Below are 22,760 nucleotides of genomic sequence, written 5' to 3' on the forward strand. Positions count from 1 at the left end.
TGTGCACCATCACCATTCCACATGGAACGCCATGTGAACGTTCCAGTGCCGCGGGTTTCACGTTTAACTCCCGGCAGCTTCGCCGTCGCCGTGCCACTGGGCTACCATTCAGGTTTTTGGCAGGAAACCCCTCATGCAGCTCAATCAGGTCAAGGCGATCATCACCGGCGGCGCCTCCGGTCTCGGCCATGCGGTGGCGCAGCACTTCGTCGCCCATGGCGGCCAGGTGGCGCTGTTCGACGTCAACGAGGAAAAGGGTCACGCCGCCGCGAAGGCACTGGGCGACACCGCGCGCTTTTTCCGTACCGACGTCACTTCCGAGGATGGCGTGGCCACCAACGCGGCTGCCGCGCACCACGCGATGGGCGGGCTCAATGTGCTGATCAACTGCGCCGGCATCCTCGGCGCCGGCCGCGTGCTGGGCAAGGAGGGGCCGATGCCGCTGGCCACATTCTCCGGCACCGTGATGGTGAATCTGGTCGGCAGCTTCAACGTGGCCAAGGCGGCGGCGGCGCTGATGCAGGCCAACGAAGCGGGCGAAGACGGCGAGCGCGGCGTGATCATCAACACCGCCAGCATCGCCGCCTACGAGGGCCAGATCGGTCAGGCCGCGTACTCCGCCTCCAAGGGCGGCGTGGTCGGCATGACCCTGCCGATGGCGCGCGAGCTGGCCCGTTTCGGCATTCGCGTGGCGACCATCGCGCCGGGCATCTTCTGGACCCCGATGGTCGACGGCATGCCCGAAGCCGTGCAGCAGTCGCTGTCTGCCTCGATCCCGTTTCCGTCGCGGCTGGGGCAGCCGAGCGAATACGCCGACACCGTCGCGTTCATCCTCGGCAACCGCTACATCAACGGCGAGACCATCCGCCTGGACGGCGCGGTACGCTTGCAGCCCAGGTAACGAGGAGTGAGCGGGCAGGAGTGAGAAACGAGTCAAGGCTCGCCTCGCTCCGAATCCGCAGCACTTCTCTCACCTATCACTCCTCTCAACTCACTCCTGGCCCTATGAAAGCTTCCGACGTCAAGAAAGGCAACGTGGTCGAACACGACGGCACGGTCTATCAGGTGCGTGACATCGAACGCAGCTCGCCCAGCGCCCGTGGCGGCAACGTCACGTTCCGCTTCACCCTGTATTCGATCCCCGGCGGGCGCAAGTTCGACCTCAGCCTGCGCGCCGACGATGAACTCAGGGAAATGGATCTGGTACGCCGCGCCGCGAACTTCTCGTACATGGACGGCGACGCGTTCGTGTTCATGGACGCCGAGGACTATACCCAGTACCTGCTCTCGCCCGAGCTGGTCGGCGACAACGCCGGCTATATCGTGGAAGGCATCGAGGGCTACTACGTGCAGGTGATCGACGACGCCCCGGTGGGCCTGCAGGTACCGACCAGCGTGGTCCTGACCGTGGTCGACACCGCACCGGAAATGAAGGGCTCCAGCGCCACCAAGCGCAACAAGCCGGCCCGACTCAACACCGGGATCGAAGTGCAGGTGCCCGAGTACATCAGCAACGACGAGAAGGTCTGGGTGAATACGCTCACCGGCGAATTCGCCGGCCGCGCCTGAGGGCAGGAGTGAGCGAAGAGGAGGGAGAGGCGCAAGTGGCGGGAACCACGCACCACTTTGCTCTACTCTCTTTTCCCACTCCTCTCCACTCGTTTCTCCCCCCCCATGCCCCCCAGCGACTATTCGCTACGTACCCATGCGATCGAGAGCCTGACCGGCATCAAGCGGCCGGACGTGCCGTTGCGGGTGGTCCTGCGCAATACCGCAGCAGTGATCCTGCCGCTGGGTATCGGCCTGCTCACGGGTCATCCGCAAATCGGACTGGGCGTGGGAGCCGGTGCGCTGAACACCATGTTCTCCGACCAGCCCGGACCGTATCGCCAGCGCCTGCGCCAGCTGCTTCTGGCCGCACTGGCCGCCGCACTGGCCTCCCTGGTGGGCTTCCTCATCGGCGGCCAGTTGCTGCCGATGCTGGCCGCCACGACCACATGCGGGTTCCTCGGCGGCTTGCTGGTGGTCTTCGGCACGGACACCGCCCGCGTCGGCATGACCAGCATGATCCTGCTGGTGGTCACCGCTTCCACGCCCACGTCGCTGAGCGGCGCCCTGGACGGTGCCGCACTGATCTTCTGTGGCGGCTTGCTGCTCGCCGCGTTCTCGCTGGCCGGGTGGCCACTGCAACGCTACTGGCCCGAACGCCACGCGCTGGCCGTGGTGTACAAGGGCCTGGCCGCGCTGGCCCGGCAACGGACGCACGACGACACCGATGCGCCGGCGATGAGCGAAGCCATGACCACGCTGCAGCAGACCTTGCTGGGCCGCCATCGCGCCCAGGGCCGCGCGATGGAAGCGTTCGGCGTACTGCTGGAACTGGCCGAACGGATCCGGCTTGAACTCACTGCGATGGCCGAGCTTCACGCCGACCCGGCGATCCACGCGATGTTCCGCGACGACGCGGCCGGTGTGCTGGCGGCGATCGCCGACGCACTGGAGCATGGCGACTCGCCCGAGCAGGCCGGCCGCATGCTGCAGGCATTGCGCGCCAGCGAACAGGCGGTCCTCGACGGCAGTGCCGGTACCGATGGCCTCGCCGCGCACATCCACGCCATGACCGGTCAGCTGGCCGCGGCCGTGCGCAACGCCGACTGGGCCGGCAGTCGCGGCGAACTGCGCGCCAGCACGGCGGAAACCGCACTGCCACAGTCGCTGCGCAGCGGCTCGGCGTGGGCCACCTTGCGGGCCAGCATCACCCCGCGCTCGGTAGCGTTCCGGCATGCCGTGCGCACCGCTGTGTGCCTCAGCACCGCGCTGTGGCTTTCGCGCGTCCTGCAACTGCCGCACGGTTACTGGCTGCCGATGACCGCCGCCATCGTGCTGCGTCCCGACTTCGCCGCCACCTTCAATTTCGGCCTGCTGCGCGTGCTCGGCACCGTGCTCGGACTGGTGCTCACCACGGTGTTGTTGCACATCACGCCGAATGAGCCGTGGGCGCACCTGGCCCTGATGACGGTGCTGTGCATGGGCTTCCGCTACCTGGCCACCGCCCATTACGGCTTCGCCGTGGCCGCGCTGACCGGCACCGTGGTGATCCTGTTGTCGTTCGAAGGGGTCAATCCCGGTACCGCCGTGGTCGACCGGGTGATCAACACCGGCCTGGGGTGTGGCATGGCCCTGCTCGCCTATGTGGCCTGGCCGACCTGGGAACGTACCCATGCACGGGAAGCACTGGTGCGGATGCTGGAAGCCTATGCCGGCTACCTGCATGCCCTGGTACTCCCCGCACGCGTGCATGCCCGGCGCGACAGCCGTACCGCGGCGCGGACCGCGCGCACCAATGCGCAGGCCTCGATCGAGCGCATGCGCAGCGAGCCGGCCACCCCGGCGGCGCTGCTGGCACTGGCCCGTGCCCTGTTTGCCAACGGCAATCGCCTGGCGCGCAGCGCGATGACGCTCGAGGCACTGCTCGACGACCTGGCCGCCCTGCCCGTGCAGGACGAGATCAGACACTTCATCAATACCGTGGCCGACACCGTGCAGCAGCTCGCCACCGCCCTGCGCGAGCGCCGTGCACCCGATCCCCTGCCCGACCTGCGCGGCCTGCAGCGCGCGCTGGTGGCGTCGGCGCACCGGTCCGGCGATCGTTCGGCGACCGAGCTGCTGGAACGCATCAGCGACCGCCTGGTCGACAACGTGGACACGCTGGCGCACGTGATCCAGCGCAAGGGACCTTACGCTGCCCCGCCCGGTCCGCAACCGTCACCCGCCTGAAATGCCCCGGCGACGCGCATGGCGCCCGGGCGCGACGCCGTGGCGCAGAGGTTTTACACTGCGGGGATGCTGAAGATCGATTCCCACGCACATATCCTCCCCCGCGACTGGCCGAACCTGGCGGCCAAGTACGGCGACGATCGCTTTCCGGTGATGACCCATACCGACGACCGGCACCGCATCTACAAGGATGGCCGGTTCTTTCGCGAGGTCTGGGATTCCGCGTTCGACCCGCAGAAGCGGATCGACGACTACGCGCGCTTCGGCGTCAATGTGCAGGTGATCTCGACCGTGCCGGTGCTGTTCTCGTACTGGGCGCCGGGCCATCAGGCACTGGAGCTGCATCGCCACCTGAACAACCACATGGCCGAGTTGTGCCGCGACTATCCGCGTCATTACGCCGGCATCGGCACGGTGCCGCTGCAGGCACCGGAGCTGGCGATCCGCGAACTGGAACGCTGCATCGACGAGCTGGGCCTGCAGGGCGTCCAGGTCGGCTCGCATTGCGGCGACTGGAACCTGGATGCGCCGGAGCTGTTCCCGTTCTTCGAGGCGGCCGCCGACCTGGGCGCGGCGGTGCTGGTGCATCCGTGGGACATGATGGGTGCGGCGAGCATGCCGAAGTACTGGATGCCGTGGCTGGTCGGCATGCCGGCCGAGCAGGCGCGCGCCGCCTGCTGCCTGGCCTTCGGCGGCGTGCTGGAACGGCTGCCGAAACTGCGCGTGATGCTGGCCCATGGCGGCGGCAGCTTTCCCTCGACGATCGGCCGCATCGAGCACGGCTTCAAGATGCGCCCGGATCTGGTCGCCACCGACAACCCGCGCAACCCGCGCGAATACCTCAAGCGGTTCTATTTCGATTCCTGCGTGCACGACGATCAGGCGCTGCGCTATCTGCTGGATGTGACGGGCGTCGAGCAGGTGATGCTCGGCACCGACTATCCTTTCCCGCTGGGCGAGCAAGAACCCGGCAGCGGTATCGAGGCACTCGGCCTCAGTGACAGCGCGCGGGCGCGGCTGTTTCACGGCACCGCGCTGGAATGGCTGGGCCTGCCCAGGCATCGCTTCGTCCCCGACCCCATCTCCAAGGAATCAGCATGAGTTTCCTGCGCAGCACGACCATGATCGCCCTCGCCCTGGCCACCGCCCTGCTGCTGGCCGGCCACGTCCACGCCACCGAAGTCAGCATGGCCGACGGCAGCGTCAACTTCAGCACGCCGAACAACTGGCTCGGCATCATGGAAACCCAGGGCGACCCGGAAGCGCGTGTGTTCCAGGTGCCCGATCCCTCGCCCACCGGCAAGAGCAGCCTGGCCCGCGTCACCGTGACGGTGAAGCAGGTGCCCGACATCAGCAGCTTCCACCAGTACATGGCCGAAGCCACTGCCAAGGCGCTGACCCTGCCCGGCTACAAGGCGTCGGAGCTGCCGCCCGGCCCGAACAGCAATGTCTATTCCGCACAGGAAAACGGCGCCGAATTCAGCTACACCGAACACTACTGGTTCAAGAACGGTCACGCGATCCAGCTGCGCTGCGTGCGTCCCAGCCGGAGCCTGGCCGGCGCCGCATGGACGGCCGAGTTCGACAAGGGCTGCGAAGCGATCGCCGCCAGCCTGAAATAATTCCCCGCAGGAAATCACCATGCCCAACTACCAGGCCACCGCCGACTGGGCCCGCGCCCAGGACGCCGCCGACCCGCTGCGCGCGTTCCGCGACGAGTTCCTGATCCCGCCGCACGAGGGGCGCGACAGCGTCTACTTCTGCGGCAATTCGCTCGGCCTGCAGCCGCGCGCCGTGAGGGACGCAGTCAACGCGGAACTGGACTACTGGGGCGAACTGGCGGTGGAAGGCCACTTCAAGGGCCGCCTGCCGTGGATGGATTACCACGAGTACGTGCGCGACGACCTCGCCGCCATCGTCGGCGCGCAGCCCGGCGAAGTGGTGGCGATGAACACGCTGGGCGTGAACCTGCACCTGATGATGGTGAGCTTCTACCGCCCCACCGCCGAGCGTCCGGCGATCCTGATCGAGGCCGGCGCGTTTCCCACCGACCGCTACGCGGTGGAGTCGCAGGTCCGTTTCCACGGCTTCGACCCGGCCACCGCGCTGATCGAGCTGGAGGCCGACGAACCGAACGGCACGATCTCGCTGCAGGCGATCGAGCGCGCCCTGGCCGAACACGGCTCGCGCATCGCACTGGTCATGCTGCCCGGGGTGCAATACCGCAACGGCCAGACCTTCGACCTCAAGGCGATCACCACACTGGCTCACCAGCACGGCTGCGTGGTCGGCTTCGACCTCGCCCATGCCGTGGGCAACCTGCCGCTGCAGCTGCACGACAGCGGCGCCGACTTCGCGATCTGGTGCAGCTACAAGTACCTCAACAGCGGCCCCGGTGCGGTCGGTGGCGCGTTCGTGCATCAACGCCACGCCACCGCCACGCTGCCGCGTTTCGCCGGCTGGTGGGGCCACGACAAGGTCACCCGTTTCCAGATGGGGCCGCAGTTCGTGCCCACCGCGGGCGCCGATGGCTGGCAGCTGTCCAACCCGCCGATCCTGGCGCTGGCCCCGTTGCGCGTGTCGCTGGAAATCTTCCGCCGCGCCGGCATCGATCGCCTGCGCGCGAAGTCGCTGCAGCTCACCGGCTACCTGGAGTGGCTGGTGAACCACCAGCTGCCGGACGTGCTGGAAGTGGTCACGCCGGCCGACCCGGCCCGCCGCGGAGCGCAGCTGTCCATCCGCGTGAGCGGTGGCCGCGCGCGCGGCCGTTCCCTGTTCGAGTACCTGATGGAACACGGCGTCATCGGCGACTGGCGCGAACCGGACGTGATCCGCATCTCGCCCGCGCCGCTGTACAACCGCTTCGCCGATTGCCTGGCCTTTGCCGAAGCGGTGCGGGCATGGCGCCAGGCCGGCTGACGCCACGGCGATTCAACGTGGCATGGCGTAGCGACTCTGCGTGCACTCGTCAATGCGATGCGCGACGCATCTCGGTTCGGATGCGGCTGCGCAACAGCGCCAGCGGCAAGGACTTGTCCAGCACTTTCAGGCTCGATCCGAGCATCCGCAGATCCTGACGTCGCCCCAGCTCGTCCGACAGCTTGCTCAACGCCCGGATCGAAGCATGCCCCTTGCCGGCGTGGATTTTCTTCAATACCGGTGCCGGCACTCCCGCGGCCTGGATCGCCTGCAACTGCATGCGCAGGCGACGGAGACGGCGTCTCCAACGATGACGATGGGCGAGGCTCGACACCTGCTCGCTGGCACGTTGCGCCCTGGCGACACGATGCCTGCTGCGCCTGATCCCCTCGCGCAGATCGTCCATGGTGAGGTTGTCCCAGGGGAGCGCGGCGATCGCCTGCGCCAGCACACCGAGTCGCGCGCGCCGTTTGCCGAAGTCCGGATCCCGGGACAATACGTCCTCGAGCAGTCTCCTGCGCCGAGCTTCCAGTTGCGTCGCCACCTCGCGCCAGAGATCGTCGTCGTGTTTCTTCGCCAACCCGCGGGCAGTGCTCGCCACGACATGGGCGTCACGCAGATCCGACAGACCCGCGGCGAGGCGCTTGCACTTGCGATCGATGCCCGCGACATCCGGTCCGAGCGCATCCCGGCAAAGACACAGAATACTGCGCAACCTTCGCATCGCCTTGCGCGCGGCGTGCACCGCGAGGTGCCGGTCCCGTCGCCTCGCCAGCGCGCGCGCGGCCTTGTCGGCCTGCTCCACGGCCAGGGCTGCAAATGTCGCCCCCACGGAACCTTTCGCGGTCATGGCTGCCGGTCATCCAGCGCAGGAACGGAATTGTAGCCAGTAAATGGCGTCGCCCGACAAGGGCCAGCAGCTATCGGAATCTCGATTCAGACGCTGTCCGCCCCCGGGAAAGAGGCCCGCATTCCGGGCGCAGACCTTCATCTGCGCCGCGGAACGTGGTGCGCCCAGGTCTCAGCCCGCTTTCTTGGCGGCGGTCTTTGCCACCTTCCTGGCGGTACCCTTCTTCACGGCCTTCTTGACGGCCTTCGCCGGAGCAGCCGCCTTGACTGCGCCTTCGATCAGCAGGCTCTCGGCGGTGACACCGCGCTTCTTCAGGGCCTGCACGAACCACAGCGGGCGCTTGCCACGACCCGACCACGTCTGGGTCGCATTCTCGGGGTTGCGATACTTGGGGGCAACTACCGACTTCGGCCCCTTGGCACCCTTGCCACCACGGGTCGGATACACGTCGGCCAGGGTCAGACCACTGCTTTTCAGCAAGCGCTCGATTTTTTCCCGCACCGCCTGGACGTGATTGGCATGCGCGGCCTGCATCTGCGATTGAGCATTTGCGATGAGAGCCTTCAGTTCGGCGGGGGACAGCGTTTCAAGACTAATGGACATGATTGCGCTCTTTGGCAGTGAGTGGGAAATGACAGTTTATCCGAGTGAGTAAGCATTCGCCTACAAAATAGAAGGGCGTCCGCTTACACACCTCCCGCTTACTTCACCGCATGAGTGGCGACGAGCAGGTGAATGGCCCGGAATTGACCTGGAAGAAGTCACAACCTGCGGCTCGCCTGCAGATCGCTTTCATGACTCCCAACGGCGGCGACTGAATGCATGTTGTCCTTGCGGGCTCAATGACAGCCGGGCAAGCTGACGAGGGTCAGAGGTCGACCCGAAGCGGATATTTCAGTAACTGAACCTGACCCCGTTTTTGGTGAGTAACTGAACCTGACCCCGTTTTTGGTGACCCCGTTTTTGTCGTGCGGCGATGACCAATGGCATGTTGATACTTCTGGCACGCGTAACGTCAGATAGGAAAATGGAACATTCGATATCCGCTTGGCGGTTACGTCGAGCTTGGCAACCAGGCCAAGCGCTGGGCCCGTCACTCAATCCCGGCATAGCCAACACGATCATATTTTCTGTTCTTCAGCACTTGGGGAGCCCTGGAACATGAATACGAGCAGCAAGACGGCGAGAGTGGCTGGATTGTTGTACTTGTTCACCGTAGTGACCGGCATATTCAGCCTCATGTACGTTCCGTCACGTATCGGCGCACACGGCGACGCAACGCTGGCGGTCGCCAACATCGCGACATTTGAGTCGCTATTTCGCTTTGGCATCGCCATAGGTGCTCTAGGTTACGTCGCCTTCTTGATTCTGCCCTTGGCGCTCTACAAATTGCTCGGCCCGGTGAACAAGGATGCTGCTGTGCTAATGGTGGCGCTTGCCGTGGTCCAGGTACCCATCTACTTTGTTGCTCTCGCGAACCAGCTTGATGTCCTGTCGCTGCTGGAGGGAGCCCATTACCAAAAGCTGTTCACACCCGACGAATTGCGCGCGCGCGTCATGCTGCTGATGGGCGCTTACGAAAATCTGGTCTTCGTGTCTGAACTTTTCTGGGGACTGTGGCTACTTCCCTTCGGCTATCTCGTATTCAAGTCAGGCTTTCTTCCCAAATTCCTCGGCGTGTTATTGATGTTGGGTTGCTTCAGCTACCTGATCGACTTCTTCGTCCGGATGCTCATCCCTCACTACTCTGTACCGGGTGTTGTCACGCTGCCAGCGGCGCTGGGGGAAATTGGGATTTGCTTGTGGCTCACGGTAATGGGCACGAGCAAACCAAGACCTGTCGAAGTTGACTGATGGTCGCAACCTATTGTCCTGTTACAGAGCTCCACCGACGTGCCTGTTGAGTCTCTGCCTTGGGCGCTCTGTACGTGCTACCGCTTGAAGTGCGCCGCGCTAGCGGAGTGACCGCTTTTCAGTGCGTATTTGCGGCAGCCGACAGGCCATTGCCGCCGCCGAATTGAGACAGTCGCAACTTTCGAAGATCCCGCTCGAAGCGGGATAACTCTCTTGGCTCTTCGACCCTGGTCATCGCGCAGGGTGGCGGGCCAGGATGGTGCGTGCTCTACCCGGCAAGCGCCAGACGAGGGTGTCGGTTTCTCCCGGGTACTTCTCTTTTACTCCGGGCATCCTGCCCTCCACTCTTCGGGCCAGCTTCGCTGTCCACACACGCTCCCACGCGCATGTGGACAAGCAAAAGGGAATTACCCCGGGCCGCGAAGCGGGTCGAAACGCTCTTGCTGTCTGGCTCTGCAATGCACCGAAAACCACGGAACCGCCCAAGACGCCGGCCCCAGTTTGACCAGCCCTTCAGCTGTCGAGAGTCGCGGGAGTGACGAACCAGGAAGTCAGGACGTATGGCCAGAGTGCGCCTTCAGGCACCTGCTGTCAGGAAGCCCGACAACGTCACACCCGGCTTTCGGCGTGCCTCACCTGCCCGTCCCCGCGCAGCACGAAGCGTTCGATGGTCAGCGCTTCGGCGCCCATCGGACCGTAGGAATGCAGGCGCGTGGTGGAGATGCCGATCTCGGCGCCCAGGCCCAGTTCGCCACCGTCGCTGAAACGCGAGGAAGTGTTGACCATCACCACGGCCGAACGCAGCGCGTGGATGAAGCGGTCGGCCGCGACCTTGTCCTCGGTGACGATGACTTCGGTGTGGTCGGAGCCAAAACGGCGGATGTGCGCGATCGCGGCATCCTCGCTGTCGACGATGCCCACCGCCAGCTTGAGGCTGAGGAATTCGGCGGCGAAATCCTCGTCGGTGGCCGGCGCCATGTCCGGACACAGTTCGCGGGCGCGGCTGTCGCCCACCAGTTCCACGCCGCGTTCGCGCAATGCGCGGACCGCGCGCGGCAGGAATCCGGCGGCCACGTCGGCGTGGACCAGCACGGTTTCCAGCGAGTTGCAGGCGGACGGCCGCGAGACCTTGCCGTCGACCAGGATATCGAGCGCCTTGTCCAGATCGGCGCGGGCGTCCACGTAAAGATGGCACACTCCCTTGTAGTGCTTGATCACCGGCACGCGGGCGTTCTCGGTGACGAAGCGGATCAGGCCTTCGCCGCCGCGCGGAATGATCAGGTCGACGATGTCGGACAGCTGCATCAGTTCCAGCATCGCCTCGCGGCTGAGGTCGTCCAGCAGCATCAGTGCATGCTCGGACAGGCCGGCATCGCGCAGCGCGCCGCGCAGGCAGGCGGCGATCGCCTGGTTCGAGCGCACCGCCTCCGAGCCGCCGCGCAGGATCACGCCGTTGCCGGCCTTGATGCACAGTGCGGCAGCATCGGCGGTGACGTTGGGGCGAGCCTCGTAGATCATCGCGATCACGCCCAGCGGCACGCGCACGCGCTCGATGCTGAAACCCTTGTCCGAGCGCTCGCTGCGGGTCACCTGGCCGACCGGGTCGGGCAGTGCCGCGACCTGGCGCAAGGCCTCGGCGATGCCGCCGACCCGGCTGTCGTCCAGCGCCAGGCGATCGAGCATGGCCTCGCTGATGCCCTTTACGCGCGCCGCGCTCATGTCTTCGGCATTGGCCGCCAGTATCGTCGCCGACTGCGCCTGCAGCGCATCGGCCATCGAGCGCAGCAAGGCGTTCTTGCTGTCGGTGGACAGCTCGGCGATCTGGATGGCCGCCTGCTGGCACAGCAGCGCGGAATCGCGCACGGATGCGTTCATGGGTTCACTCCAAAGTCGGTGGTGATGACGAGGTCATCGCGGTGCACGACGTTTTCGCCGTAGCTGTAGCCGAGCCGCTCCTTGATGTCGCGGGTATGGCTGCCCGCGATCTGGTTCATCTCGGCCGCGCCGTACTGGGTGATGCCGCGGGCGACCACGTAGGGTTCGCCCGAGCAACTGTCGCCCACGATCTCGACCATGTCGCCACGCTGGAAATCGCCCACCGCGTCGATGATGCCCTTGGGCAGCAGCGAGGCACCCTCGTCGCTGATCGCCCGCACCGCGCCGGCATCCACGTGGATGCATCCGGGCACGGCCGGCACGTGCAGCAGCCAGTACTTGCGCGCCTGCATGCGGGTGGCGGTGGTGCGCAGCAAGGTGCCGTGCAACAGGTCGCGCGCCAGCAGGCTGACCACCTCGCCATCGCGACCGTTGAACAGGATCGTCTGGATACCCGCCGCCGCGGCTTTCTCCGCCGCCTCCAGCTTGGTGCGCATGCCGCCGGTGCCCACGCTGCTGCCGGCGGCGCCGGCCATGGTCATGATCTCGGCGGTGAGTTCGTGCACTTCGTCGATCGGTTCGGCATCGGGATTGCTGCGCGGATCGGCGGTGTACAGGCCGTCGATGTCGGTGGCGATCAGCAGCATGTCGGCGTCGATCAGCGCGGCCACGATCGCGGCCAGGTTGTCGTTGTCACCCAGGGTCAGCTCGTCCACCGCCACGGTGTCGTTCTCGTTCACCACCGGCAACACGTTGTAACGCAGCAACTCGGTCAGGGTGGCGCGTGCATTGAGATAACGCCGACGGTCGCGCAGGTCGTCATGGGTCAGCAGCACCTGCGCCAGCGGGCGGTCGAACAGGCGCTGCCACAAGGCCACCGTCTGTGTCTGCCCCAGCGCGGCCATCGCCTGGCGCGCGGCATTGCTGGTGTCTTCCGGGGAGTGGTCCTGCAACAGCATCCGTCCGGCGGCGACCGCGCCGGAGGAGACCAGCACGATCTCGCGGCCGGAGGCATGACAGGACGAGATGAACTGCGCGAGGCCCAGCGCGAAACGGGTACTGAGTCCGCCGCTGTCGGCGGCAAGCAGGCTGCTTCCGACTTTCAGGACGGCACGCCGCCATGGCGGCACGGTTTGCTGGCGAAACTTTCTGAGCTGGGTCATCGTCCTCTGACGTGGTCAACGCGGGTGGCTTATCCTTCGAAAGATGGGGGCGCCGCTATCGAAATACAAGCCAGCGCGGAACACGATGCGAACAAACGAACCATGGAAAACCGCTTCATCCCGCTCACGGGGAGGCTGGAGCGGGAGGCCCGAGCACCGTCGCCAGGTCATCGCGATGCACGACTTCGGCACCGTGACTGTAGCCGAGCACCGTTTCGATCTCGCGACTGTGGCGCCCGACCAGTCGACGCACTTCGGCCACGGCATACTGGCTGAGGCCGCGCGCCACGGCGCGGTCGGCATCATCCACGATCTCCACCAGGTCGCCACGCTGGAACTCGCCCTCGGCACCGAGGATGCCGCCCGGAAGCAGCGAGGCGCGTCCTCCCCCGAGCGCACGTGCCGCACCGTGATCGATGCGGATCCTTCCGCCCGCGGGCGGTGCGTGGCGCAACCAGTATTTGCGCGCCTGCATGCGCGTGCCGGGCGCGCAGACCAGGGTGCCGTGCAGGCTCCCCCGCCCCAGCGCCTGCACCGTGGCCGCGTCACGGCCATCGAACAGCACAGTGGGAATGCCCGCCGCACCGGCCTTTTCCGCCGCTTCCAGCTTGGTGCGCATGCCGCCGGTGCCGACCGTGCTGCCGCTGCCGCCGGCCATCGCCATCACCGCCGGCGAGATCGCCTCGACCCGGGCGATCGGTGCCGCTGCCGGATCGCGGCGCGGATCGGCGGCGTAAAGCGCAGCCACGTCGGAAGCGATCAGCAACAGGTCGGCGTCGATCAGCGCGGCAACGATCGCCGCCAGGTTGTCGTTGTCGCCCAGCTTCAGCTCGTCCACTGCCACGGTATCGTTTTCGTTGACCACCGGCAGCACGTCCAGCGCCAGCAACCCGTGCAGGGTGGCGCGCGCATTGAGGTAACGGCGGCGGTTGCGCAGGTCGTCATGGGTCAGCAGCACCTGCGCCACCGGCCGCGACGACAGCGACTGCCACAACGCGATCATCGGCGCCTGGCCCAGCGCCGCCAGTGCCTGCCGCGCCGCGAGATCGCGACCCACCGTCGCACGTGCATGCAACAGCGCCCGGCCCGCGGCGACCGCACCGGAGGACACCAGCACCACCTGCCGCCCGTCGGCGTGGCTGGCCGCGACGAAGGCGGCCAGCGCCTCGGCAAAACGTGGGGTCAGGCCACCGCCATCGGCCGCCAGCAGGTTGCTGCCGACCTTGAGCACGGCGCGTCGCCATGCTGGCAGCGGCTGCGCGGCGATGTGGTCATTGGCGCCCATGTGTCGCTCCGGTCAGACGTCCAGTTGCTCGAGGCGGCTGCGCAATTCGTCCAGCCGCAGGTCATTGCCGGCACCGGGCGACGTGCGCGCGGCGAGGCTGTCTTCCGGCGTGCGCCCTTCGCCCGCCGAGCCTGCCGTTTCGGCCGCGGCACGATAGGCATCGCGGAACGGCACGCCGGCGGCGGCCTGCTCGATCGCCACGTCGGTGGCGTACATGGCCGGCTCGATCGCCGCGCGCATCGCCGGCGCGTTCCACTGCATCCGCGCCAGCAGGTCGGGCACCAGCGCCAGCGCGCCGAGGCCATGGCGGCAGCCGTGGAACAGCGAACCCTTGGAGAACTGCAGGTCGCGCTGGTAGCCCGAGGGCAGCGACAGCAGCTGCTCGATCTCGGTGCGCGCGGCCGCCACGCTGGCGTAGCTGGCGCGCAACAGCTCGATCACGTCGGGATTGCGCTTGTTCGGCATGATCGAGCTGCCGGTGGTGTACTCGGACGGCAGCTGCACGAAGTTGAATTCGGCGGTGGTGAACAGCGACAAATCCCACGCCAGCCGGCGCAGATCGAGCAAGGCACTGGCGATCGCCTCGAGCACCGCCATCTCGAACTTGCCGCGCGACAGCTGCGCATAGATCGGCGAGATCTGCATCCGGGCGAAGCCCAGCGTGCGGGTGGTGTGTTCGCGATCGAGCTTGAGGTTGACGCCGTAGCCGGCCGCGGTGCCGAGCGGGTTGGCATCGATCCATGCGCACGTCTGCCGCGCACGCAGCGCGTTGTCGATGAAGCCCTCGGCGAAACCGGCAAACCACATCCCGGTGGACGACACCACCGCGCGCTGCAGGTGGGTGTAGCCGGGCAACGGCAGCGCCGGTTGCGCCGCGCGCGCCAGGCAGACTTCGGCGATCGCACGGCAATGCGTCTGCAGCGTGGCTAGCTGCTCCTTCAGCCACAGCCGCGTGGCGACCAGGATCTGGTCGTTGCGGCTGCGCCCGGTGTGCACCCGGCGACCGGCATCGCCGAGTCGCTCGGTGAGCCGGGCCTCGATGGCGGAATGGCCGTCCTCGTAGCGATCGTCGAGCACGAACGCGCCGCTGCGGAAATCCTCGGCCAGCGCGTCCAGCTCCCGCTTCAGCGCGATCGCCTCGTCGGCACCGACCACGCCGATGTTCGCCAGTCCCTCGACGTGCGCCTGGCTGGCGGCGATGTCGTGCAGGAAGAATTCGCGGTCAAGCAGCACGTCGTCGCCGGCGAGGAACTGCATGATCTTCGCGTCGATCTTGATGTCGGATTTCTGCCACAGCGGCTGGGTCATGGGGAGGGTCCTTCGCAATCGTGGTACGGCTTGGAGAAGTGAGTGGAGAGGAGTGGGAGTCGAGAGAACGCGGCGCTTGCCGGCCGTCCTCTCATTTCTCACCCCTTGTCGCTCACTCCTCGCTCCAGCGGAATGGCGGTGGTTTCGTCGACGCCGATCGCCCGGTTGATGTTCTGCATCACCTGGGTGGCGGCGCCCTTGAGCAGGTTGTCCAGGGTCGCCACGATCACGACCCGCTTGCCGTCGACGGAAACCGGGAAGCCGCCGATCTCGACGTGGTGCCGGTGCGCGATGCGGCTGACCCAGGGTGCGTCGTCGACCACCCTGACCAGCGGCTCGTCGCCATAGGCGCCGCGGAAGCGCGCCATCACTTCCTCACGCGTCATCTTGTGCGCCAGGTACAGGTTGGTGGTCACCGTGAGGCCGCGGAAGTGCGGCGCCACATGCGGCATGAATTCCACCGGCACGCCGAGATGGCGGCTGGCCTCCTTCTCGTGCAGGTGGCCGGTCAGCGCATACGGCATCAGGTTGTCGCGCAGCTTGTCCGGATCGTTCTTGTCCGACGGCGTGGTGCCGGCACCGGAATAACCGGATACGCCGAAGCACACCGGCGGCGCGGCCAGCACATCCTTCAGCGGGGCGATCGACAGCTGCATCGCGGTGGCATAGCAGCCGGGGTTGCTGATGCGTCGCTGGCCGCGCCAGCGCCCGCGGGTCAGCTCGGGCAGTCCGTAGTACCAGCGCTCGTCGAAGCGGTAGTCGGCCGACAGGTCGACGATCAGCGGATCGACGCCGGCCCGATCGAAAGCCTCCACGCAGGGCGCCGCCTTGCCGTTGGGCAGGGCCAGCACCACCACGTCGGCACCCAGCTGCGGCAGCGCCTCGTGCGCCGGCGCGCTGTAGCGCAGCTCGCCAACGTACTCGGCGACCTGCGCATCCACGCGCTGTCCATCCAGTTCGCGCGAGGAGACGAACGCCAGCTCCAGTGCCGGGTGTGCCGCCACCAGCTTGATCAGCTCGGCGCCGGCATGACCGCGCGCGCCGACGATCCCCACGCGTTTCCTGTTCACGTTCATGAGCTTCAGTCCTGCAGGGTGGGTTCACGCACGGCGCAGTGCGCCACGCAGCGGGCGATCGTGTCGAAGCTGTCCAGTCCGTACCAGAACACCTTCCAGCGCGGCTGCTTCAGGCAGCCGTCGGATTCGGCGTAATAGAACGGGTTGACCGTGTTGCCATGGCGCGAGCGCCAGAACAGCTGCGGATTCTGCTCGCGCATCAGTTGCCACACGGCGCGACCCAGGCCCTCGCCCTGCGCGTCGTCGAGCACGGCGAACTTGTCCAGGTAGATCAGGCCTTCGGCCTCGACCAGGATCATCGCGGCGCGGTAGTTCTCGCTGACATAGATGCGGTGCGGCCGGGTGCGCTCGAAATAGTCCGCCACCAGGGTGCGGCCGAAGCTGGACTGGATCAGCTCGCGCATGCGCTCCCGGTCGATGCCGTCCCACGAGTCGAAGGTGAACACCTTCTCGCCGCGCCGCACCAGGGTGCCCGAGCCCTTGTGGGTGAACAGCTCCTTGGCCAGCTCCGCCGGCCGCGTGATCGACACCGACGAGGTCAGCGGCAGGTCGGCCAGCAGCTCGGCGATCTGCTCGATCTTCAGGCGCATGCCGCCGTTGAGCCACGGCTGCGCCATCAGGTGCTCGAACTCGGTGCTGAGGTTGATCGAGTCGATCACCTCGCCCTTGTCGTCGAGCAGGCCACCGGTGCCGGTGAGGAACACGATCTTGTACGGCTGCAGCACCCGCACCAGTTCGTTGGCGGCGAAATCGGCATTGATGTTGAGAATCTGCCCCTCCTCCGTTTCACCGAGACTGGCGATCACCGGGATCGAGCCGGCGCGCAGGCTGGCATCGATCGGCGCCAGGTTGATGCTGCTGACCTTGCCGACCAGGCCGTAGACGTCGCGATCCAGGTACTCGGAGGTGAACACGCCCGACGGCACCGAGGTGGCGCGGGTATCCATCGATTGCAGCGCCTCGACCAGGCGCAGGTTCTGCTCCTGGAACACCTTGCGCACGATCGCCAGCGCGCGCGGCGAGGTCACCCGCAGGCCGTTGACGGTCTGCTTCTCGATCCCCGCGGCGGCCAGCTCCTCGTCCAGCTGCGGACCGGCGCCGTGCAGCACGATCGGGGTGAGCCCGACCTGCTGCAGGAAAGTCAGCGACGAGGTGAGGTCCGACAGCTCGTCGCGCAGCACCGCGCCGCCGACCTTGACCACGGCGAAGCGCTTGGCGTCGAGCTGCGAGAAGCGCTTGAGGTACTGCTGGATTTCCTTGGCGCTGCCCATGCTCGAGAGCAGGCGCACGATGGTCTGACGGGTATTCTTATGCGCTTGCACGATTGACGATCCGGTAGATGGTTTCTGCGTAATTCTGCAATTGGTCGAGCAACACCCACTCGTCGGCGGCGTGCGCCTGGGCGATGTCGCCGGGGCCGTAGACGAAGGCCGTATAGCCGGCGGCGGAGAACAGCGCCGCCTCGGTCCAGAAGTCCACCGCGTTGCCGATCGGGATGTCCAGTTCGTCGGCCAGGTCACGCGCGGCCAACCGGTTCGCCTCGGCATTGGCGATGTCGCCGGCCGGCAGCGAGGCGCCGCGGAAAGTTTCGGAGAACTCCACCGGCAACGGCTCGACCAGCGTGCGGAAGTTCTCCAGCAACAGCTCCGGGTCCATCGACGGCAGCGGCCGGCAACCGAAGCGCAGCTCGGCGCTCGGCGCGATCATGTTCGCCTTGATGCCGCCCTCGATGCGACCGATGTTGAAGCGCAGTCCGGTGAGCCCGCCGAAGCGCTGATGCGACTGCGCCGCCACGAAATCCAGCGCCGCGTCACCCCAGCGAACGGCCTGGTGCAGCGCGCTGTCGCTGGGCTTCTGTTCGCCGGAAGCATGCCCGGCGTGTCCGGCAAAACGCATCAGCACCGACTGGATGCCGCGATGCGCCAGCACCGCCTCGCCGCGGGTCGGCTCGGCCACGATCACCGCCTCGTAGTCGTACGGACGAGCCAGGAAACCGGCGATGCAACGCGCGTCGTTCGCCTCCTCGTCGGTGGACAGCAGCAGCGCCATGTCGCCGTCGGTGGCCCGCGCCACCGCCAGCAAGGCGGCCGCCGCCCCCTTGATGTCGCAGGCGCCGAGGCCGATCGCACGGTCGCCGGTCACCCGCAGCACATGCGGATCGGCGCTCCAGTGCGGCGAATCGGGCACCGTGTCCATGTGCACGTTGAACAGGTACTTCGGCTCCCCGCGCACCGCGTGCAGGGTCACCGCGCCAGCACCGTAGTCGGTGACGCGGACATCGAAGCCGGGCAGTTGCGCACGCACGTAATCGAACAGCCCGCCGGTGCCGATCGCCCGCGGCGGGTTGCGCGTGTCGAACGCGACCAGCGCCCGCAGGTGCTCCAGCGTGGCGTCGAGCAAGGCACTCATCCGCGGTTGACCTCCGCCCACAGCGTGCTGCTCATGCCGAACAGCTTGATGAAGCCCTCGGCCTCAGCCACGCCCCAGTCGGCCGACTGCGCGTAGGTAGCCCCCTTGGCATTGAGGATGTGCTTCGACTCGACCGCAACCGCCCCGACGCTGCCACCGTTCGTCTCCAGCGTCACCGTGCCGTTGACGGTGGACTGGCTCGACGCCAGGAACGCTTCCAGGTCGGTCTTCAGCGGATCGTGGAAGAAACCCTCGTAGACCAGCTCCACCCACTTGCGCGCCACGTCGGGCTTGAAGCGGTTCTGCTGCTTGCTCAGCACCGCCTCCTCCAGCGCCCGATGCGCCGCCAGCAGCGCGGTCAGGCCCGGCGCCTCGAAGATGATGCGGCCCTTCAGGCCGATCGTGGTGTCGCCGGTGTAGAGGCCGCGACCGACCCCGTACTCTGCGAACAGTCCGTTGAGCCGGGCCAGCATGGTGTGCCCGGCGATCGTCTCGCCGTCCAGCGTCACCGCCTCGCCGTTGACGAAGCCGATCTTCACCCGCAGCGTTTCGGACGGCCATTCGGCGCGCGGCTTGCACCAGCCCACCGCGCCCTCGCCCGGCGCCTGCCAGCGATCGATCTCGCCGCCGGACATGGTCAGCCCGAGCAGGTTCTCGTTGATGGTGTAGGCCTGCTGCCTGGCGCGCACACCGAAGCCGCGCTCTTCCAGATAGGCCTGCTCGTAGGCGCGGGTCTGCGTATGCTCCTTCTGGATCTCGCGGATCGGCGCCACGATCTCGTAGTCACCCAGCGCCTTCACCGCCAGGTCGAAGCGCACCTGGTCGTTGCCCATGCCGGTGCAGCCGTGCGCGATCACCCGGGTACCCAGTTCGGCGGCGCGCCTGAGCGCGGCTTCGACGATCAGGTAGCGATCCGACACCAGCAGCGGGTATTGCCCCTGGTACCCCTCGCCGGCCCACACGAACGGCTTGACGAAACCGGCCCAGATCGCCGGACCGCCATCGACGGTAACGTGCGAGGCGACGCCCAGCTCCGCCGCACGCTGCTCGATGAAGGCACGCTCCTCGGCATCGACGCCACCGGTATCGGCGAACACCGTGTGCACGGCCCAGCCGCGCTCCTGCAGGTAAGGCACGCAGAAGCTGGTGTCGAGGCCACCGGAAAAGGCGAGGACGATGTCTTTGCTCATGGTTTGCAGATCCTGAAGAAGTCGGTCAGACGGAAGCGACGACGATGCGCGGTTCGCAGCGCACCGGAAAATTGACGGAGTTGGCGATGAAGCAGGCATGGTGCGCATCCGCGTGGGCCGCCTCGGCCTTCGCCGGGTCGCTGGCGGCGCTGATCGTCACGGTGGGACGCAGCACCACCTCGACGAAGCGCCCGCTGTTGCCCTCGGTCGCCATGCGGCCTTCGGCGGCGTCGCTGTAGCCCGTCACCACCACGCCGGCCACGGTCGCCATGTGCAGGTAGGACAACATGTGACAGGTCGACAGCGCGGCCACCAGCATGTCCTCGGGGTTGTGCCTGGCGGCGTCGCCGCGGAAGGTGGGATCGGACGAGCCGGCCAGGGTCGGCTTGCCCGCGATGCGGATCTCGTGATCCCGGCTGTAATTGCGATAGCCGTCGGTGCCGCTGCCGAGATTGCCGGTCCACTCCACGTCGACGCGATAACGATGCTGGTGGGTCACGGCGCGGAATCCTCCTGCTGTGCCATCAGTGCAGCCAGCTCCGTGTCGCCGTCGCCGTCCCGCGCGCGCAGGCCGTCGATGACGCCCGCGCGATTGCGTGCGGGATGGTTCTGGCTGAGCTTGAACTTGCCCTCGATGCGCTCGACCGCGACCTCGAGGCCGACGATCGCCCGCAGCGACTTTTCGATATGGTCTTCCGGCGCATCGCTGACTTTCCATGCCGGCGCCTGAGCCGCCTCATGGCGATCGGTCAGCGTCTCGAGCAGGCGGCGCAACCAGGCGGCATCGTCGATCACCTTCAGCCGCCCATGCACGTGCACCACCGCGTAATTCCAGGTCGGCACCTCGCGCCCGGTCTCGTGCTTGCTCGGGTACCAGTTCGGGCTGACGTAGCCGTCCGGGCCGCGGAAGATCAGCAGTACCTCGGCGCCATCCATCCGCGCCAGTTCGTTGCCGCGGGCCACATGGCCGCGCAGCACCTCGCCCACCCGCTCGAACGGCAGGTGGTTGGCACTCAGTCCGTCCACCGTGTGGACGACCAGTGTGGCGAAGGGGTACGCATGGATCAGCCCGTGCAGCGCCTCGCTGCGTGTCTCGCGAAAAGAGCCCGGCAGGTACATTTCAGACTCCGGCGCCGAGCAGGGAAGCCATCACCGCCTTCTGCACATGCAGGCGGTTCTCCGCCTCGTCGATGGCGATGCAGGCAGGGGAGTCCATCACCGCATCCGTGGCCTTGATGTTCCGGCGCAGCGGCAGGCAGTGGCTGAACAGGCCGTTGTTGGTCAACGCCATCTTCGCCTCGTCGACGATGAAGTGCTTGCTGGCCTCGCGGATCGGCTTCTCCTGTTCCCAGCGGCCGAAGAACGGCAAGGCGCCCCAGCTCTTCGCGTAGATGACGTCCGCGCCGGCATAGGCCTCCTCGATGTCATGGCTGACCTTCAGCGAACCACCGTTCTCCTCGGCATTCTGGCGACCGAACGCCATGTAGCGCTCGTCCAGCACGTAGTCGGGCGTCGGGCACAGCAGGGTCACGTCCATGCCCATCCGGGTCGCGATCAGCAGCGCCGAATTGGCCACGGCGGTGTTGAGCGGTTTCGGATGGTAGGTCCAGGTCAGCACGTACTTGCGGTTCTGCAGGTCGCCCAGGTGCTCCTTCAGGGCCAGCGCATGGGCCAGCTCCTGACAGGGATGGGTGATCGTCTCCATGTTGATCACCGGCACCGTGGCGTATCGGGCGAACGCCTTGATCACCGTGTCCTGGCGATCCACCGCCCAGTCCTGGAACTTCGGAAAGGCGCGCACGGCGATCAGGTCGACATAGCGGCTGAGCACCCGCGCCACCTCGGCGATGTGCTCTTCGGTATCACCGTCCATCACGCTGCCGACCTCGAATTCGATCGGCCATGCATCCTTGCCGGGCGCCAGCACGATCGCGTGCCCGCCGAGCTGGAAGGCGCCCAGCTCGAAGCTGGTCCGCGTGCGCATCGAGGGATTGAAGAACAGCAGGGCGATCGACCGGCCGGCAAGCTGGGCCCCGCGCGGCGAGCGCTTGAATTCGGCAGCCTGTGCCAGCAACGCGTCGATCTCGGCGCGACTGCAGTCCTGCGTAGTGATGAAATGCCTGATGGTCATGATTTATCCCGATCCAGAACACAAAAAACCCGGCACGCAGGCCGGGTTTTATCGTCGATACACATGAAACGCGTGCGACAGCCTACCCGGCCGAGTATCGATACAACGGTCGGCGCGCACGCGACGTCATGCCAGCAGCCGCGCGGGCGCTGGTGAGTACGGTGGCGGTATAGACGGCTGCGGACATGCAGATTCCAGGTAGTTGGCTCGCATGATGGCGATAATTCCGCTGCCATGCAACAAAAAATTCGAAGCCTGAAAACAACGCCGCCGCCCCGGGGCGGCGGCGTCGGATGGCACACGGCGACTCAATCGGCCGGGTCGACCCGCACGCGAACGCGCAGGCGCTCGCCCGGGTCGTAGCTGAGCCGGGACATGTAAACCTCGCCGCGATAACGGTACTCGACGTCATAGCCGATGATCCGGCGCTGCTCGCTGACCGTATCGACCTCACGGCAACGGGTCTGCGTGGTCGCGTAATCGCCGCCATGGTCCGATACCCGGTTGCCGACCGCACCGCCGGCCACGGCACCGACCACGGTGGCAGCCGTGCGGCCGTCGCCCTTGCCCACGGTGTGGCCGAGCACGCCGCCGATCACCGCACCCAGCACGGTCCCGGCGGCGCTGTTGCCGCGATCACGCTGCACCACCTGCTGGTCGTAGCACTGCTGCTGCGGCACATTGGTGCGGGTGACGCCCTGCACGGGATCCGCACGCAGCACATCGGCCCAGCCGTAATGGGCATTGTCATCGCCATTGCCGGGATAGCGCGCGTCCTGTGCGTGGACCACACCGGTGGCCATCAAGGCCATTACCAGTGCAGAGAACCATATCTTGGTCATTGCGAGCTCCCATTGCGAACTTCGATGCGCTTGTGCGCGGGCTGACTGCATTGGAACAAATTCACGCTGAATACATCCTTT

The 22,760-nt window shown here is 66.6% G+C and carries 21 protein-coding genes; 7 read left to right on the forward strand and 14 right to left on the reverse strand.

The window, feature by feature from the left end:
- Positions 1–133: 133 nt before the first annotated feature.
- The 6 genes from ACFPPA_RS11965 to kynU all read left to right on the forward strand — a co-directional run bounded on the left by ACFPPA_RS11965 (position 134) and on the right by kynU (position 6,696).
- A complete protein-coding gene (locus ACFPPA_RS11965) occupies positions 134–901 on the forward strand; it encodes an SDR family NAD(P)-dependent oxidoreductase (protein ID WP_377320128.1) in 768 nt (255 codons plus the stop codon).
- A gap of 104 nt (positions 902–1,005) precedes the next feature.
- The gene (gene efpL / locus ACFPPA_RS11970; protein ID WP_377320130.1) at positions 1,006–1,569 is read left to right on the forward strand and encodes an elongation factor P-like protein EfpL; all 564 of its coding nucleotides are present in this window, start codon (positions 1,006–1,008) and stop codon (positions 1,567–1,569) included.
- 105 nt (positions 1,570–1,674) lie between these two features.
- The gene (locus ACFPPA_RS11975; protein ID WP_377320132.1) at positions 1,675–3,777 is read left to right on the forward strand and encodes an FUSC family protein; all 2,103 of its coding nucleotides are present in this window, start codon (positions 1,675–1,677) and stop codon (positions 3,775–3,777) included.
- A gap of 66 nt (positions 3,778–3,843) precedes the next feature.
- A complete protein-coding gene (locus ACFPPA_RS11980) occupies positions 3,844–4,878 on the forward strand; it encodes an amidohydrolase family protein (RefSeq protein ID WP_377320134.1) in 1,035 nt (344 codons plus the stop codon).
- Complete coding sequence (locus tag ACFPPA_RS11985; RefSeq protein WP_377320136.1) at positions 4,875–5,399, forward strand: hypothetical protein; 525 nt, start codon at positions 4,875–4,877, stop codon at positions 5,397–5,399. Before ACFPPA_RS11980 ends, ACFPPA_RS11985 begins: the two co-directional genes overlap by 4 nt.
- A gap of 19 nt (positions 5,400–5,418) precedes the next feature.
- Positions 5,419–6,696, forward strand: a complete 1,278-nt coding sequence (kynU, locus tag ACFPPA_RS11990) for a kynureninase (RefSeq protein ID WP_377320138.1) — start codon at positions 5,419–5,421, stop codon at positions 6,694–6,696.
- Positions 6,697–6,745: 49 nt separating this feature from the next.
- Here the strand turns inward: kynU and ACFPPA_RS11995 are convergent, their stop codons facing one another.
- Together ACFPPA_RS11995 and ACFPPA_RS12000 are read right to left on the reverse strand one after the other, a co-directional pair.
- Positions 6,746–7,546, reverse strand: coding sequence for a CHAD domain-containing protein (locus ACFPPA_RS11995; RefSeq protein WP_377320140.1), 801 nt, complete (start codon positions 7,544–7,546; stop codon positions 6,746–6,748).
- A gap of 171 nt (positions 7,547–7,717) precedes the next feature.
- Positions 7,718–8,149, reverse strand: a complete 432-nt coding sequence (locus tag ACFPPA_RS12000; RefSeq protein ID WP_377320142.1) for an H-NS histone family protein — start codon at positions 8,147–8,149, stop codon at positions 7,718–7,720.
- Between the two features lie 558 nt (positions 8,150–8,707).
- Between ACFPPA_RS12000 and ACFPPA_RS12005 the strand changes: the two genes are divergently transcribed.
- Complete coding sequence (locus tag ACFPPA_RS12005) at positions 8,708–9,400, forward strand: DUF4386 domain-containing protein (protein ID WP_377320144.1); 693 nt, start codon at positions 8,708–8,710, stop codon at positions 9,398–9,400.
- 609 nt (positions 9,401–10,009) lie between these two features.
- On the opposite strand, the gene ACFPPA_RS12010 is transcribed toward ACFPPA_RS12005, so the two are convergent.
- The 12 genes from ACFPPA_RS12010 to ACFPPA_RS12065 all read right to left on the reverse strand — a co-directional run bounded on the left by ACFPPA_RS12010 (position 10,010) and on the right by ACFPPA_RS12065 (position 22,679).
- Positions 10,010–11,275 (reverse strand): glutamate-5-semialdehyde dehydrogenase, encoded by a 1,266-nt coding sequence (locus ACFPPA_RS12010; protein WP_377320146.1) that lies wholly within the window; start codon positions 11,273–11,275, stop codon positions 10,010–10,012.
- On the reverse strand, positions 11,272–12,438 hold the full coding sequence (proB, locus tag ACFPPA_RS12015; RefSeq protein ID WP_377320148.1) for a glutamate 5-kinase: 1,167 nt from the start codon (positions 12,436–12,438) through the stop codon (positions 11,272–11,274). Before proB (ACFPPA_RS12015) ends, ACFPPA_RS12010 begins: the two co-directional genes overlap by 4 nt.
- 124 nt (positions 12,439–12,562) lie before the next feature.
- Positions 12,563–13,723, reverse strand: coding sequence for a glutamate 5-kinase (gene proB, locus ACFPPA_RS12020; RefSeq protein ID WP_377320150.1), 1,161 nt, complete (start codon positions 13,721–13,723; stop codon positions 12,563–12,565).
- A gap of 12 nt (positions 13,724–13,735) precedes the next feature.
- Positions 13,736–15,031, reverse strand: a complete 1,296-nt coding sequence (locus ACFPPA_RS12025) for an argininosuccinate lyase (RefSeq protein ID WP_377320152.1) — start codon at positions 15,029–15,031, stop codon at positions 13,736–13,738.
- A gap of 98 nt (positions 15,032–15,129) precedes the next feature.
- On the reverse strand, positions 15,130–16,107 hold the full coding sequence (argC, locus tag ACFPPA_RS12030; protein ID WP_377320154.1) for an N-acetyl-gamma-glutamyl-phosphate reductase: 978 nt from the start codon (positions 16,105–16,107) through the stop codon (positions 15,130–15,132).
- Positions 16,108–16,112: 5 nt separating this feature from the next.
- Positions 16,113–17,378 carry an acetylglutamate kinase gene (locus tag ACFPPA_RS12035; RefSeq protein ID WP_377320701.1) on the reverse strand — a complete coding sequence of 422 codons (1,266 nt, stop codon included), beginning with the start codon at positions 17,376–17,378 and terminating at the stop codon, positions 16,113–16,115.
- Between the two features lie 37 nt (positions 17,379–17,415).
- Positions 17,416–18,516 carry an acetylornithine deacetylase gene (locus tag ACFPPA_RS12040; protein ID WP_377320156.1) on the reverse strand — a complete coding sequence of 367 codons (1,101 nt, stop codon included), beginning with the start codon at positions 18,514–18,516 and terminating at the stop codon, positions 17,416–17,418.
- Positions 18,513–19,706, reverse strand: a complete 1,194-nt coding sequence (locus ACFPPA_RS12045; RefSeq protein ID WP_377320158.1) for an argininosuccinate synthase — start codon at positions 19,704–19,706, stop codon at positions 18,513–18,515. The genes ACFPPA_RS12040 and ACFPPA_RS12045 overlap by 4 nt, the downstream gene beginning before the upstream one ends.
- A 25-nt stretch (positions 19,707–19,731) precedes the next feature.
- A complete protein-coding gene (locus ACFPPA_RS12050) occupies positions 19,732–20,205 on the reverse strand; it encodes an OsmC family protein (protein ID WP_377320160.1) in 474 nt (157 codons plus the stop codon).
- Positions 20,202–20,825 (reverse strand): FMN-binding negative transcriptional regulator, encoded by a 624-nt coding sequence (locus ACFPPA_RS12055; protein WP_377320162.1) that lies wholly within the window; start codon positions 20,823–20,825, stop codon positions 20,202–20,204. Before ACFPPA_RS12055 ends, ACFPPA_RS12050 begins: the two co-directional genes overlap by 4 nt.
- A 1-nt stretch (position 20,826) precedes the next feature.
- Positions 20,827–21,837 carry an N-acetylornithine carbamoyltransferase gene (locus ACFPPA_RS12060; RefSeq protein ID WP_377320164.1) on the reverse strand — a complete coding sequence of 337 codons (1,011 nt, stop codon included), beginning with the start codon at positions 21,835–21,837 and terminating at the stop codon, positions 20,827–20,829.
- A 308-nt stretch (positions 21,838–22,145) separates the two neighbouring features.
- Positions 22,146–22,679, reverse strand: coding sequence for a glycine zipper 2TM domain-containing protein (locus tag ACFPPA_RS12065; RefSeq protein WP_377320166.1), 534 nt, complete (start codon positions 22,677–22,679; stop codon positions 22,146–22,148).
- Positions 22,680–22,760: the final 81 nt, after the last annotated feature.

The organism is Rhodanobacter ginsengisoli, assembly GCF_042657065.1.
Classification (GTDB): Bacteria; Pseudomonadota; Gammaproteobacteria; order Xanthomonadales; family Rhodanobacteraceae; genus Rhodanobacter; species Rhodanobacter ginsengisoli.